This window comes from Thalassospira sp. UBA848 (assembly GCF_002295455.1).
Taxonomy (GTDB): Bacteria; Pseudomonadota; Alphaproteobacteria; order Rhodospirillales; family Thalassospiraceae; genus Thalassospira.
Window position 1 is genome coordinate 119823 of the sequence record NZ_DBGS01000090.1, and the last position, 14640, is coordinate 134462.

Genomic DNA, 14640 nt, shown 5'->3' on the forward strand with positions numbered 1-14640 from the left:
ACATCCTTGTTGGGGCACTTAGTTGCGGCCGTCGTCGTTTCCTTGTCGTGAAATACGGATGTCACGATGGATTGAAACGCTCATTAACAGACCGAAACTTACCAGAATGGTCATCATCACCGTGCCACCATAAGACACAAGTGGCAGCGGCACACCCACGACTGGAATAAGCCCCATCACCATGGCGATGTTGATAAATACATACAGGAAGAAGGTCGAGGTCACACCGATTGCGACAAGGCGACCGAACTGGTTTTGACAGCGCAATGCAATGACATAGCCATATGTGATCACCAGCGCATAAAGACCCAGCAAAGCCATTCCGCCAACCAGACCGAACTCCTCGCCAAGCATGGTAAAGATGAAGTCGGTTTGTTTTTCCGGCAGGAAGTTCAAATGGCTTTGTGAGCCAAGCATGAAACCCTTGCCAAACAACCCACCAGAGCCAAGAGCGATCTTGGATTGGGTAATGTGATAGCCAGCACCGAGCGGATCATTTTCCGGGTTAAGGAAAGTCAGGACGCGGTTTTTCTGGTATTCGCGCAGGAACTGCCAGCCAATTGGAATAGCGGCAAGCGCACTGCCCAGAACCAGGGCAAATTTCCACACCCGCACACCAGCCAGCCAGAAGATTACGCCACCACCTGCAATCAAAAGCAATGTCGTGCCAAGGTCGGGTTGGCGCAACACAAGCGCCGATGGGGCCGCAACCATCAGAATTGGCGGGATCAAAAGCGGTATGCGCCCGACATCCTCGGGCGTCAAGCCGTGGAAGTAACGGGCAAGGGCAAGTACCAGGGATATTTTCATCAATTCGGATGGCTGTAGCTGGAAGAAGCCCAGATTGATCCAGCGTTGCGCCCCCATGCCGATGTCACCCTTGATCTCTACCCCGATCAGCAACACAAGTGCGACGAAGTAGGAGAAATAGGCAAGTCTTAGCCAGATGCGTATGTCAGTGACTGCGATGATGATCATCAGCGCAGCACCAACGGCAAAGCGCATCATCTGGCGTTCCGCCCATGGTTGCAGCGATCCGTTGGCCGCAGAATACAGCATAGCAAAGCCGATCCCTGACAGCGCAGCGATCAGAAGCACCAGTGTCCAGTTCAGCAACAGCAACCGTCGACCGATGGGAACATAATCCGGATCTTCGCCAATGCGATATTTGCTCATGGCCATTGCTTAACCCTCACCCTGATTGGTTTGGGCAGGATTGCGGCGCAGGCTTGCACTGTTGGCTTGGTTGGCAGCCGAGATGCCCTGGCGCGCAGATTGGAGTTCCTGTGCCTTTTGCAGCAGGTCACGGACAATTGGTCCAGCAACACTTGAGCCACCCCCACCATGTTCGACGACCACGGCACAGGCGTAGCGCGGATTGTCTACTGGCGCAAATGCGACAAACAGGGCATGGTCGCGGTATTTCCACGGCAACACATCGTTATCAAGCACGCCGGTTGTCTGACGTTCACGCATGGTGATACGCCGAACCTGACTTGTACCACTCTTGCCGGCCATTTCCATGCCTTTGATGTCTATTCGTGCGCGGTACCCTGTGCCGCGCAATTCGTTTGTTACGCCATTCATGGCGTCGCGAACGCGTGCAAGGTGCGCACGATTGACCTGAAGTTCCGGGAACTCTTCTACTTCACGGCTGGTAACCCCGTCGGGGGTCACCTTGTCACGGGTCAAATGTGGGCGAACTGCCTTGCCCGATGCCAGTCGTGCGGTCATCGTGCAAAGTTGCAGCGGCGTTGCCAGAACATAGCCCTGCCCAATAGAGGCGATCAGTGTTTCACCACCTTGCCAGCGTTTACCCAACTGGATTTCTTTCCAGTCCTTGGTCGGGATCAGGCCGTTGCGTTCGTTAGGAAGATCAATGCCGGTATCTTCGCCAAGGCCAAGCTTGTGCGCCATTGCCGCAATGCGGTCTATCCCGATTTTCTGGGATATTTCATAATAGTAGACGTCGCATGAATGCTTGATGGAATCATGCATATTCATCCAGCCATGACCGCCGCGTTTCCAGCAATGGAACCGTGCATTGCCAAGATCAAGATGCCCGTTGCAGAAGAACTTCTGATTGGGCGATATAATGCCTGCTTCAAGTCCAGCAAGCGCGACGCACATCTTGAATGTTGAACCCGGCGCATACGTGCCGTTAACGGCTTTGTTTGACAGCGGTGCATACTGGTTGTTGACCAAACTGTTCCACAGCTTGTGCGAAATACCATTGGTAAAGGCATTCGGGTCGTAGGTCGGATGTGACGAAAGCGCCAGTACTTCGCCACTGTGGATGTCCATGACGACCGCGGATGCACTTTCCTTGTCTGACAGGCGCTGATTGGCATAACGCTGCAATTCAAGATCCAGTGTCATGACAACGGTGTTGCCACTGTCACCTTCCTCGCGTTCCAGTTCACGAATGACACGTCCAAGGGCGTTGACTTCGACCTGACTTGTTCCGGCCGTGCCACGCAGTGCAAGGTCATAAACCTTTTCAATGCCGCTTTTGCCAATGGTAAAGCCGGGGAGTTCCAACAGCGGATCGCCGGTCAGTTCCTTTTCCGAGACGGCGGCGACATACCCCAGAGTATGCGCAAGATGCGGGCCTTCTGGATAGTCGCGTGACCGTCCGGCATCAATGATCAGTCCCGGAAGATCTGGTGCGTTTACACCAACGCGGGCGACTTCATCCCATGTAAGGTTATCGCGCACGGTAACAGGCACAAAGGAACGCCGGCGGGCAACATCACGTTCGACGCGCTCGATGGTATCAGGGCCCAGTTCAATAATCTGATCAAGGACTTCAAGCGTGCGGCGAACATCAGGTGTTTGTTCGCGCACGATCATGATGTGATAATTCTGACGGTTTACCGCCAGAGGAATACCAAACCGATCGGTGACCAACCCACGCGGCGGCGGCAGCAGGCGGTGCGAAATACGGTTTTCGTCTGCCAGTGTCTGATAGCGATCACTTTCAAGCACCTGCAGGTAGTACATCCGTGCGGCCAGACCCGTCAGCAAAACACCCTTGCCCGCGCCCAGCATCAGGGCGCGTCGGGTGAATAATCTGAAACGGTCTGAGTCACGATGCCACATGGGCGATGGATACCTGTTTTTCGTCAGCGACCTTAAAGTCGGGTCGTCAATTTCGGGCTGGTTTTATCGCGCTTGAACAGGGAATAAAACCACCTTCTGTAAACATAGTGGATAGCAGTTGCCAAAACATCAATATTGCGCAGTTTCGAGTTCGCGCAAGGCTGTCAAACGTAGCGCAGAAGACTGTTTTGCGCACGCGCCAGAACCCAGGCAACAATCGGAAACAGCACGGCCGTCAGAACATAGCTGATCAGGGTTGCTTTAATCGGCAGCAATGCGCCAATAAGTGCGGAACTGAGCAGCCACTGAACCAGAAGAGCCGGAATGGCAACAAGGGCAAAGCCCCACCACATGACGCTAAATGGCTTGTTGTGGAAAAAACGCCCCTGACTTGCCGATCCGGTCTGCACCAGCAATAGCACAAGCGGGCTGACACCAAGCGGCAATCCCATCAACAGATCTTGCACAAGGCCAAGCAGAAAAGCTGTGACACCCGTCAAAAGGTCGGGGCGGTTCACAGACCAGTAAAACACAGCCATCAATGCCAGCGCTGGCGAGGCTGTCGATAGAAGCGGTACACTGATCGGCAAAAGGTTGATCAGCAAAAGAACAAAGACACTAAAGGCAGGAAAAAGGCCGCGCGCAATAATGTCCAGTCGTTGCCAGACGCCGGGTTTCACTGGGCTTCCCCTGCCGTGTCAGGCGCGGCCGGTACGATGCCAACACCATCAGGAATATCTGGTGACAATTCTGTGGTGTTCCCGTCCTTGGTCGGGTGGCTTTGACGAATGCGCTCTTCGCTCAGAATTCCTTGAAGGCCATAATCGGCCACGCGCAGGTATTCCAGTTGATGGCGTCGGAACAACGGGGCGACCCGAACAGCGTTTTCTGAAACCGATGACACGATCCCGATCGGAATACCCGGCGGGAATGCGCCACCGTGACCTGACGTCAGAATACGGTCACCCGGCGCGACCGCTGCATCCGCAGTGAGGAACGTCAAAAGTGGTCGGTTGGTGTTGTCACCTGACAAAAACGCACGGTCACGAGAGTTTTCAACCACAACCGGCACGCGGGAGTTGATATCGGTAATCAGAAGTACCCGCGATGCCTGATAGCCTGCCTCGGCAACGCGGCCAATAAGACCTTCATCGGAAATCACGGCCTGACCCTTGGTAACCCCATCACGCGATCCGGCAGAAATCATCACACTGTGCGCATAGGCACCACCCATATCGGCGATGACCCGCGATGTCACCAGATTCAATGCCGGTGGCGATGTATAGGTTGCAAGGTCGCGCAGGCGGGCATTTTCGTGCGACAGATTGCGTGCGGCTTGCTGCCAGGCCAGCAATTGCTGGTTTTCGCGGCGCAGACGCTCATTCTCTTCATAGAGATGTGCAAGGTTGTATATCTTGTCGGTGAGTTCGTTGATGCTGGCCGCAGGGCGGGAAACGATGTTCATAACCGGGGAGACAAGGTCGGCCGAGGCCGCCCGGATCCGTTCGATCAAAACCGTATCGGCCTTGCCCAGAAGCATCAGGCCAAAGGCCGAGAAAATCAGCAATATAAAAGCGAAGCGGTGAAGGGCCGTGCGTAACGGCGAAAAGATACGCTGCTGCGGACCACCATGCTGTGCCAATGTATTCCCCGCGAATTCCCAAGAAGTTGTTCTGCATCCCGTGCGGGATATTCAACCATAACGAAATCACCGAGTCGCGTCCAGTAAGGATACGACCCGGTGATTAAAAATTTAGTCGACCTTGTTTAGTATGCTGTGTGCAGAACGTTACGCAGCATTTTCTTTTCTTCGAGCGCGCGACCGGTGCCCAGTGCAACGCAGGAAAGTGGATCATCTGCAATCGAAACCGGAAGGCCGGTTGCGTGACGCAGAACGTAATCAAGGTTGCCAAGCATCGCGCCGCCACCGGTCAGGACAATACCCTTGTCCACGATGTCAGCAGCCAGTTCCGGCGGGGTTTGTTCAAGGGCGACTTTTACCGCCTCGATGATCGCCGATACCGGCTCTGCAAGGCTTTCTGCAATCTGGCGTTCAGAAATCAGCAGTTCCTTCGGAACGCCGTTCATCAGGTCGCGACCACGAATTTCAACGGTTGCGCCATCACCGTCATCCGGGGCGCAGGCTGAACCGATTTCTTTTTTGATGCGTTCGGCGGTGCTTTCACCAACCAGAAGGTTATGCGTGCGACGGATGTACGCGATGATCGCTTCATCCATCTTGTCACCACCAACACGGACCGAACGGGCATAGACGATACCGCCCAGCGATAGAACCGCAACCTCGGTGGTGCCGCCGCCAATATCAACAACCATGGAGCCGGTCGGTTCGGTCACCGGAAGACCGGCGCCGATTGCAGCAGCCATCGGTTCATCAATCAGCCAAACCTTGCGTGCGCCAGCACTTTCAGCACTTTCCTGAATGGCGCGACGTTCAACTGCGGTCGAACCAGATGGCACACAAATGATGACTTCCGGGCTTGCGAAGTTGCGGCGGTTGTGGACTTTGCGGATGAAGTGCTTGATCATTTCCTCGGCGATGTGGAATTCCGCAATAACGCCGTCACGCAGCGGGCGGATCGCCTGAATGTACCCCGGGGTACGACCGAGCATCTGCTTGGCTTCTTCACCAACAGCAAGGACCTGCTTTTTGCCTTTTTCGTCGGTAATGGCCACCACGGATGGTTCGTTCAGGACAATGCCACGGCCCTTGACGTAAACCAGTGTGTTAGCGGTGCCCAAATCCACCGCCATGTCGGAGGATAAAACCCCAAGAAGCTTGGAAAACATTCCTGCCCTATGCCCCGGTTAATAGTAAAATCTTCAATGCGAACGTACCGGCTTTGATAGCGCAACGATTAAGCCGATGCACGAATAATCTGCGCAGGGGATTGAGGAATAATTAAGGCGCGCGATTTTCCTCAATCAAGGCGGAAAAAACATGATCAGGAATATGGTCTTGGCGGGTAAATTCAATTTCGGGTGCTATCGCCTGCCATACCCATTTTCGACAGGAATTCCGTGACCATGGTGACAATGACAGCGCTGCTTTCAACAGAAAGCGTTCTGCGAGTCGCTTGTTTTTCAATTATTTCACCGCTTTCGATGACCTCGAAGCTGACATTCGAGCGGCCTGGCAAAAGGTCGCGATCCATGCGCCAGTGACACCATGCGGGTGGATTGAACGGATCATCTTTAAGGCCGATCAAAAGGCTGGGCACAAAATTGTCCATTTCCGACATGCATTGTGGACGCAATCCGACAAGTGTTTTGAAATGATGATCGAAGTGCTTGGCGTGTCCCTTGCGGTAAATCGCAAGTTGTGCAGCACCAGCACCATAGCCATAGCCAAAGATCGCCACCCGTTCAGAATCAATGCCATCCATCCCCACCAGATAGTGTAATGCACTGATTGCATCAAACGCCCAATAGGTCAGACCGTGTTTTGGTGCCTCAAGGGACCCCTCGCTGCAATAGGCCTGCGATGGATGGGCTTCGTTTGGCGAAATTAACAGCACTCCCATACCGCGGGACTGCAAAATCCGGACCCAGTCATCAGGGAAGCTGCCGTCACAGTCGGGCAAGGCGACAACAGCCGGGTGTCGGCCAATGTTCTTGGCATCATCGTTTTGCGGCGGAAAGTACTGACCCGGAATATCGTCTTGCAGGCTTTCATCAACGGGTGGAACGGGTTTCCCCATTGAAGCCAAACGCTTGCGCAGGCCGCTTTGCGGATAGGGCAGGGACGGGATCGTAACCGCCTGGGGAGTGGTATCGACTGGCGTTGCAGCAGACACCTTAAAAGGCAGCAAAAGGCCAGCCACCGCAACTGATATGGCAAGCACTGCCACCAGCCGTTCAGGGCGTATGTTCACAGACATATGCACATCCCCTCTGCCAAGTTATCTGATGAGGTTAAAGCAGCATATCACAACATCAGTGTGGCGGATAATGGCGGGATCGCGATGCGTGGTCGTTCCGGTCAGTGGTCAGTATGCGAGGTCATCTGCATGAGCGCGCTACAAATGGTGGGGCGGTTGTTGAATTTCCCGCCACCCGGACCAAGTGCTGCAACAAAAAAGGGTGGCGAAATCGCCACCCTTTCGAAATGTCGTTGATCAGAGTGCCGCCTAGGAAGCCATGGCGTCCGGTGCGGTTTTCTTGCTTTTGTCGATCAGTTTGTTGACGGCAGTCACATAGGCGATGCATGACGCAACGACCGTGTCGGTGTCCGATGCATTGCCAACCACTGTGCGATCTTCGCCGTCGAGCTTGACCGTTACAGTGCCTTGCGCATCGGTGCCTTCGGTTACGGCGTGCACCTGATAGAGCTTCAGGCGCCAGTCATGCGGATAGATTTCCTTGATGGCATTGAAGGTCGCATCAATCGGACCGTCGCCGGTCGTTTTGGCGCTGCGGGTTTCCCCGTCGACCATCAGTTCCAGTTCTGCCGTCTGCGGGCCTTTGGAGCCGCAGGTAACGGTCAGGCCAACAAACTTGATGTGTTCGTTGTCACGCAAGCCGTCATCGACCAATGCGACGATATCGTCGTCATAGACTTCTTTCTTCTTGTCGGCCAATTCCTTGAAGCGCGCAAATGCATCTTCGATGGCGTTTGCGCCCAACTCCGCAAAGCCCAACTCCTTGAGCTTTTCCTTGAAGGCATGACGACCGGAATGCTTGCCCATCACCAGACTGGACTTGTTCAGGCCAATCGATTCCGGCTTCATGATCTCGTAGGTTTCGGCATTCTTGAGGAAACCGTCCTGATGAATGCCGCTTTCATGGGCAAAGGCATTTGCACCAACGATGGCTTTGTTTGGCTGAACGACAAAGCCGGAAACGGCTGATACCAGACGCGATGCGCTCATGATCTTGGTCGTGTCCAGACCCGTGGTGAACGGGAAGGCGTCGTTACGGGTGTTGATCGCCATAACGATTTCTTCGAGTGCCGCGTTACCGGCACGTTCGCCCAGACCGTTGATGGTGCATTCGATCTGACGCGCACCGGCATTCACCGCCGAGATCGAGTTGGCAACCGCCATTCCCAGATCGTTGTGGCAGTGAACTGACAGGATGGCCTTGTCGATGTTGGGCACCCGGTTGATCAGCATTTTCATCAGTTCGGCATATTCGGTCGGCGTGGTGTAGCCGACGGTATCCGGGATGTTGATCGTGGTTGCACCGGCATCAATGGCAGCTTCAACACAACGGCACAGGAAATCGTGCTCCGTACGTGAACCATCTTCTGCGGACCATTCGACATCATCGGTGAAGTTGCGTGCCAAGGTCACGCTTTCGATCACCTTCTCCAGAACGCGTTCCGGTTCCATCTGCAATTTGTATTTCATGTGCAGCGGGCTGGTGGAGATAAAGGTGTGAATGCGTTTGTTTTCAGCCGGTTCGAGCGCCTCTGCTGCGCGTTCGATGTCGCCTTTGGCAGCGCGGGCCAGCGAACAGATGGTCGGGCCGGATATCTGTTTTGCGATTTCGTTGACGGATTGGAAGTCGCCATTCGATGCGATGGCAAAGCCTGCTTCGATGACATCAACCTTCAGTTCCGCCAGTGCCTGCGCCACACGCAGTTTTTCATCGAGCGTCATCGATGCACCCGGGGACTGTTCCCCATCACGCAAGGTGGTGTCGAAAATGATGACGCGATTGTCGTTTGCACTAGCCATTGTCTTGTTTCCTGATCATTCGGGACTTTGCCCGGTATGTGAATTCTGTCTGGAAGGAGTGCGGGCCATCTGGCGCGACTTTTTCCCCTGAGCTGCGGCTAGTGGATCGACATGTTTTGTGTGTGATCCGGGCCGGCATGGTTCGCTCAGGGGCGAGTAAGTCGTAGAGCGCCTAGCTCTGCTAGACCAAGGAGACCGGAAATTAGGTTGAGGGCAGACAGCACAAGGGTGCGCGAAGCGCTGGCTTCGGCACGGTTGGCATATGCATCAATGTTGCAAATGTCTGCGGTCATCGGTCTTCATCAATTGGCTTCAAATACCAGCCTTGGCTGGTGACGCCCCCAATTTCGTCGCGGGGCCCCTTCAGGTCAAGTAATTTTTGTACCTTTTGGTCTGTTTTTTGAGTGGAATTTAGCGGCATCTCGGCAGAACCACTGTTTTAAGCCGCTGTTTCGCAGGGACAGTGCGTTGGCGAAGTTCCCGCGCGTAGCCGTGTTCGCGCGGAAGTGATTGCGGCCATACCAAAAAGAGACTGGTCGGCATTTCAGTTATCGGTTAGTGATTTCCGACCTGATGACGTCATGCCCCAAAATGACAGTCAGGACCGGGCGCCACCCCAGCCACAGGAACCTTTATGCTGAGTTTGTCGTTGATCGGGGCTTTTATCCCCACGGCCTTTTTTGTCTCTATTACGCCAGGTATGTGCATGACGCTTGCCCTGACACTTGGCATGACGATCGGTTTGAAGCGTACGCTCTGGATGATGATGGGCGAGCTGGTTGGTGTCGGGATTGTTGTCGTCGCCTCCGCACTTGGTGTGGCGGCCGTGATGTTGCAGTACCCGGCTGTATTTGCGGTCTTCAAATATATCGGCGGTGCTTATCTTGCATGGCTTGGCATCCAGCTGTGGCGTTCGCGTGGCCGGATGGCGATATCGGCCGAAGTCGAAGGTGCAAAGACAGCAACACCATTCGGGCTGGCGGCCCAAGGCTTTGTCACGGCGATTGCCAACCCCAAGGGATGGGCTTTCATGATCTCCCTTTTGCCGCCCTTTATCAGTTTGCAGCACGCCATCGCGCCACAGCTTTCGGTGTTGGTCGCGATCATCCTTGTCACAGAGCTGATTTGCATGACGCTCTATGCCACGGGTGGGCGGTCACTGCGTAAATTCCTTGAAAAAAGCGGCAATGTGCGGGTGCTTAACCGCGTTGCCGGGACCCTGATGATCGGGGTGGGTGTCTGGTTGGCAAGCAGCTGATCACGCGGATGGGTGTGTTTTCAGCAAGCGTCGAGAATTTTGTCTAATACAATTGGACATTTGATGTTTGTTTTGCCGTATCAACATAACAATATGTAATCAAACAACTGTTTGAGGATATTCGACCATGCGTGAAATACGCTGTATCGTTTTTGAGGACGGCGAACTGATCAAGTCAATACTGGCCCATAGTCGCCGGACCGGTAAGGCGCTTCCGGCTGGCCAGATCAGCAGCTTTGAAATTGAACGTAAACCGGAAGTCATTGCGCGTCTGACCATTAAGTCTGATGAAGGGCAAACGTCTATTGTGCCGACCGCAGGTGCCGAACTGGCAGCCGCAATGATTGCATACTGTATTGATCGCAAAGTCCCTGTGCCGGCCAATGCGGCCAAGTCAATTGCCGTCCTTGATGATCATGTGGCGCTTAAGATCACGATGACCGGGGAGCAGACCCGCTAGGGCGATTTTGATGTCCGGACCCGAAGCAAACACGAAAAAGGCGCGCTGATCAGCGCGCCTTTTCAATTCTGTCGTGGCGGATAGCGGACGGCTACCACTGCATCATTTTGCCTTTCAGCTTGCCCATGCGTTCGTCTTCATTCTTGAAGCTATGCTGTTCAGAGACACCATCCTGCACCTTGGTCATCAAAAGCCATTCTTTGACCTTCATGAAACGCGGGGCGAGGAACTGGTATGTCTGCTTGACCAGGTTGACGGCCTGCGGGCCACGTTCAAGCTCAAGTTCTTCCCATTGTTCGATCAGCGGCTGCCAAGCGCGCAGACGTTTGTAAAGGTCATCACGCTGGCTGCGGATATACTGGCGCTGGGACGTGAAGTTACGCAGAACCGACATGATCTCGCCGGTATTGGCATCAAGCTCGTCAAAGGTGTTCTCGAACTTCTTTTTGGCATCATCAAGCAGCCGGATGGCCTGCGTGACCGTTTCCAGAACACCTTTTTCATGGGCATAGATGCGCCGCAATTCCTGCAGTTTGCGATCCACCATCAGGATCTTGCGATACTTCACACGCAGGGTTTCGATGTATGACAGTTCATCAGCAACCTGGTGGACCAGGTTGACGACTTCTTCGCGGTTTTCCTTGCCCATGCCAAGTTTTTCGGCAACTTCGTCAAAGGCCTGGTTGATCTTTTTCTTGGTGTTCGGATCTTCGGCGATCTGCATCAGCTCGTCCGGATCGGTAATGAGCTCCTCGCTCCCCGACATCCACGTTACCAGCTGCATGGTGATACGGTTATAGGCGATCGCTTTGTGATCTTCGTCAACTGCCCATGATGCTTCACCCGTCAGCACTTCGCGCGGCAGGTTGTCGCCCGGGCGCAGTACGTTAATGAAGTTGAGCGCCTTGTCGATCAGATTGATCAGATCGCCATCTTTTGATTCAGGATCAATATCGAATTCCCGGCAAATCGCTTTCAGCGGCAAAGACACGACTGATCCTTCTGCCATTTTCAGGACAAAAAGAGCTTCGTCTGAGATGTCAGACTTCTGAAAATGGCATTCTTCGAACGTTTTGAAAATCTTGTGCTCAAGCTCGATCTTACGTTCGCTATTAGGTGTCTTCATCTGCTTCTCCGCCCTGCAAAGCCGGTGCACCACATTACTATGTTGTACATGACAGGCCCGATTGTTAGGTCATCGGTTCTGTTCTTTTGGCTTATTCGGACACTGTGTTAGCTCGGTGTCTTGCGTTGATTTTGTTCTTGTTTTCGGTCTCTCTGCTTTCAGAGATGCACTCGTTCATATCCTGTCTCAGTGTTTGCCGCGACGGCACTTCTATTGCCGAATACAGGTGTTTCTGCCGCCCTGCTTGGCCATATAAAGAGCGTTGTCTGCACGGTCAACAAACTCCAGTATATTCTCTCCAAGTTGGTAGGCCGTCAAGCCAATTGAAACGGTTAACTTGCCGAAATCCTTGCCGGTTTTTTTGTTTATAATGTGTTGGTTTGAAACGTTTTGTCGCAGCTTGTCGGCAAGCTTGGCCGCGTTCTCGGGCGATGTTTCGGGCAGGATGACCGCGAATTCTTCGCCACCATATCGCGCAACGGTATCGGCCCCTTTTGTGGAACTGACCAAAACCCGTGCGACAGCCTTGAGGACACCGTCACCTGTGCGATGCCCGAAATTGTCATTGAATTCCTTGAAGTGATCAATGTCGATCATCAAAAGTGACAGTGGCGCGCCAGATTCCATGGTTGTGGTCACGGCATCGCGCAATGAGTTGTCAAAATTCTTTCGGTTGGCAATTCCTGTCAGCGTATCGGTCAGGGCATCACGGCGAACGAGCTCAAGCTCTGTGCGTACCCGAAGTACTTCCTGGTGATATTCTTCAAGGCTGCCATTGAACGAATTAAAAGAGTCACGTGCCTGACTGGACTTTTCTGACAAGTTGCGGCTGACCGACCGTGCTTCCTGCAAGGTGATGTCTTCCGAAAGCAACTGTTGTGACGCCAGATCAATTTCGCCACAGAAAGAATCCGTTTCCCGCATGACCGATGTGACGGCCATCTCTACCCGCTCGACAGCAGATTGCAGCCCCTCGACCCCCTGTTTGAGATGCTGCTGCATGGCATGGGTGCCAAGATACTTGTGGTAAATCCGAAACACTGTCTCTTCATCAAGATCCTGCGTATTGCGGATCAGGACCTTGATCAACTGGCTGAGTTCGGGAACCTCATCTGTCAGGTAGCTGTAAAATACGTGATAAACCTGTGGCGTGGGCTGCAGGTTCAGTTCGTTAATAAGCGACATAACGCTGTGTGCGATGTCGCGCGGGTTTGCGATCTTGGTTGTCGCTGTCACGTCCTGTTATCCGATCCGAATATCATATCCATTCAGTCAAGCGTGTCCCAACTTAAACCCTGCATCGCTACGAACCGATGCTCTAGGCTGCCCGTGCACAATTAGGTGCAACATATACTTTTTATATTAGGCTTGCTCTATCATCGTCTAAAGCAAGGGGCTTTGTCACGCACTTCTACCCCTCAGACTATGACAAATTCAGACATCCCGAATGAATGGCTTTCAATATTGTCAGGTGACAACGGCGTCTTGCGCTTTGCGCCTGAATAGTCGGTAGTGGCGTATACGACGCGGGATCGTGGCATGATCACTGCGGCTACTATGAAAATGTGCTGATTTTATCCGTCATACGGGCGTCCGGGCTTCTGCCCCAATTCGGCGCAAGACTCTCACTTCATCCGTCCCGACTGTGTCCGGGGCAGTCTTTCTATTATCACTATCTGGTATTCAGATCGGGCGACCTTATATGGCTATTAGTCGGATGTTGCCCGGGAATGGCTCGCGCGTGACGGCATCCGCAGTAACCACGAGGGCAGGGCATTTAATTGATCCTTGATACCAGCCGAATAACGATGCGAGCAGCCCTGTTTTTCGGGCTTTTTATTGTCAGCGGCCTTGGGATTTCCGGTGCGAACGCAAATGATGCGGTGCGGGTTGCCAGCAATATCGTCTTTGATACCAAATGGAACCAACATGCTCTTCCCGGCCAGCGGCGGTTCATCACCCTGCTTGGCGCGCAACAGCGTCCGGTTGCGTTTGATGTTTTTCCCTATAACCGTTTTCGCGATGCGCTTGATGCGGGCCTGACCGACTGTATTCTTGCGTCGGACCCGGCACGTTTTGAAGACACCATCGCATCAGAAAGCAAGGTTCGCTTCGAACTTCGCGTGTTCCAGCGCATCGGTGCCGATATACAGACCCTGCCGCAGGTGGATATCGGAATCCTTGCCAATCTGCCAAGGCCGAGTCTGTCGCTTCGTGGGGAGATTGTCTGGCATGATCTCGGAAGTCTTGAGCAGGCTGTCGATTTGCTTGCGGCCGGGCGACTGACCGGGATCATCGGTGACAGCACCAATATTCGCATGTTTGGTCGAGCCGATATCATCCAGGTCGATTTGCCGCCGGTGATCACTGTCGACATCTCGCTTATCTGCCGCAATACAGAACCTTTGCGGGAATTCCTTTCTGGATTTGATTCATCTATGGGTGTGTACGATTCCGGGCAGGTGCCGCACGGTGACCTGCGTCACATGGTCGATTACGCGTGGTAGTGAAAAAAGAACTTAATGCATGAATCCATTGCACTAAGCCGAAATTTCGGTAATTATTGAAACGATGCAGTGCATCTTTCAAGTGCGTGGTTGCTCTCTGGTTGATGGTAATTGTGCCCTTGCGCGGTGTAAGGCAGGGACTGTTTTCAAGCATTTCTGAGTTTGGAAATGCGCATACTAAACTAAGGACGACTACGGATATGGCTACCGGAACGGTTAAGTGGTTCAATGCGACCAAGGGTTATGGCTTCATCACCCCGGACGAGGGCGGTAAAGATGCATTCGTGCACATCACCGCTGTTCAGCGTGCTGGTCTGCAGGGACTTGATGAAGGGCAGAAAATTCAGTTTGAGCTGATTGAAGGTCGCAATGGCCGCATGTCGGCAGAAGAACTCGCCATTCTCTAAATTCTATCTGGCTTGCAGCTTTTTTGCTGACAACCGTTAACGCGCCGGGCTCCCGGCGCGTTATGCGTTTAAGGGGATTTG

General features: G+C 53.5%; 13 protein-coding genes. 4 read left to right on the top strand and 9 right to left on the bottom strand.

The annotated features are described in order from the left end of the window. Positions 1-18: 18 nt before the first annotated feature. The 7 genes from rodA to B2R48_RS13245 all read right to left on the bottom strand — a co-directional run bounded on the left by rodA (position 19) and on the right by B2R48_RS13245 (position 8801). Positions 19-1182: a rod shape-determining protein RodA gene (gene rodA / locus B2R48_RS13215; RefSeq protein ID WP_062957965.1), complete on the bottom strand. Its 1164-nt coding sequence runs from the start codon at positions 1180-1182 to the stop codon at positions 19-21. Between the two features lie 3 nt (positions 1183-1185). Beyond that, a complete protein-coding gene (mrdA, locus tag B2R48_RS13220; protein ID WP_062957964.1) occupies positions 1186-3102 on the bottom strand; it encodes a penicillin-binding protein 2 in 1917 nt (638 codons plus the stop codon). 164 nt (positions 3103-3266) lie between these two features. Next, positions 3267-3782, bottom strand: coding sequence for a rod shape-determining protein MreD (mreD, locus tag B2R48_RS13225; RefSeq protein WP_062957963.1), 516 nt, complete (start codon positions 3780-3782; stop codon positions 3267-3269). Further along, the gene (mreC, locus tag B2R48_RS13230) at positions 3779-4744 is read right to left on the bottom strand and encodes a rod shape-determining protein MreC (protein WP_297001167.1); all 966 of its coding nucleotides are present in this window, start codon (positions 4742-4744) and stop codon (positions 3779-3781) included. Before mreC ends, mreD begins: the two co-directional genes overlap by 4 nt. A gap of 125 nt (positions 4745-4869) precedes the next feature. After that, a complete protein-coding gene (locus tag B2R48_RS13235; protein WP_008892088.1) occupies positions 4870-5910 on the bottom strand; it encodes a rod shape-determining protein in 1041 nt (346 codons plus the stop codon). Positions 5911-6092: 182 nt separating this feature from the next. Next, positions 6093-7001 carry an alpha/beta hydrolase gene (locus B2R48_RS13240; protein ID WP_297001169.1) on the bottom strand — a complete coding sequence of 303 codons (909 nt, stop codon included), beginning with the start codon at positions 6999-7001 and terminating at the stop codon, positions 6093-6095. A gap of 249 nt (positions 7002-7250) precedes the next feature. Further along, on the bottom strand, positions 7251-8801 hold the full coding sequence (locus B2R48_RS13245; RefSeq protein ID WP_062957960.1) for a 2-isopropylmalate synthase: 1551 nt from the start codon (positions 8799-8801) through the stop codon (positions 7251-7253). A 634-nt stretch (positions 8802-9435) separates the two neighbouring features. Here B2R48_RS13245 and B2R48_RS13250 point away from each other — a divergent pair. Both B2R48_RS13250 and B2R48_RS13255 read left to right on the top strand, forming a co-directional pair. After that, entirely contained in the window at positions 9436-10059 is a 624-nt protein-coding gene (locus B2R48_RS13250) for a LysE family translocator (protein ID WP_062957959.1), read from the top strand. A gap of 127 nt (positions 10060-10186) precedes the next feature. After that, positions 10187-10519, top strand: coding sequence for a hypothetical protein (locus tag B2R48_RS13255; RefSeq protein ID WP_062957958.1), 333 nt, complete (start codon positions 10187-10189; stop codon positions 10517-10519). A gap of 91 nt (positions 10520-10610) precedes the next feature. Here the strand turns inward: B2R48_RS13255 and B2R48_RS13260 are convergent, their stop codons facing one another. Both B2R48_RS13260 and B2R48_RS13265 read right to left on the bottom strand, forming a co-directional pair. Continuing rightward, positions 10611-11645: a hypothetical protein gene (locus B2R48_RS13260; RefSeq protein WP_062957957.1), complete on the bottom strand. Its 1035-nt coding sequence runs from the start codon at positions 11643-11645 to the stop codon at positions 10611-10613. Between the two features lie 210 nt (positions 11646-11855). Next, on the bottom strand, positions 11856-12881 hold the full coding sequence (locus tag B2R48_RS13265; protein ID WP_062957956.1) for a GGDEF domain-containing protein: 1026 nt from the start codon (positions 12879-12881) through the stop codon (positions 11856-11858). Positions 12882-13426: 545 nt separating this feature from the next. Between B2R48_RS13265 and B2R48_RS13270 the strand changes: the two genes are divergently transcribed. Both B2R48_RS13270 and B2R48_RS13275 read left to right on the top strand, forming a co-directional pair. Next, positions 13427-14152: a hypothetical protein gene (locus B2R48_RS13270; RefSeq protein WP_297001183.1), complete on the top strand. Its 726-nt coding sequence runs from the start codon at positions 13427-13429 to the stop codon at positions 14150-14152. 200 nt (positions 14153-14352) lie between these two features. Beyond that, positions 14353-14559, top strand: a complete 207-nt coding sequence (locus B2R48_RS13275; RefSeq protein WP_008892097.1) for a cold-shock protein — start codon at positions 14353-14355, stop codon at positions 14557-14559. Positions 14560-14640 lie beyond the last annotated feature (81 nt).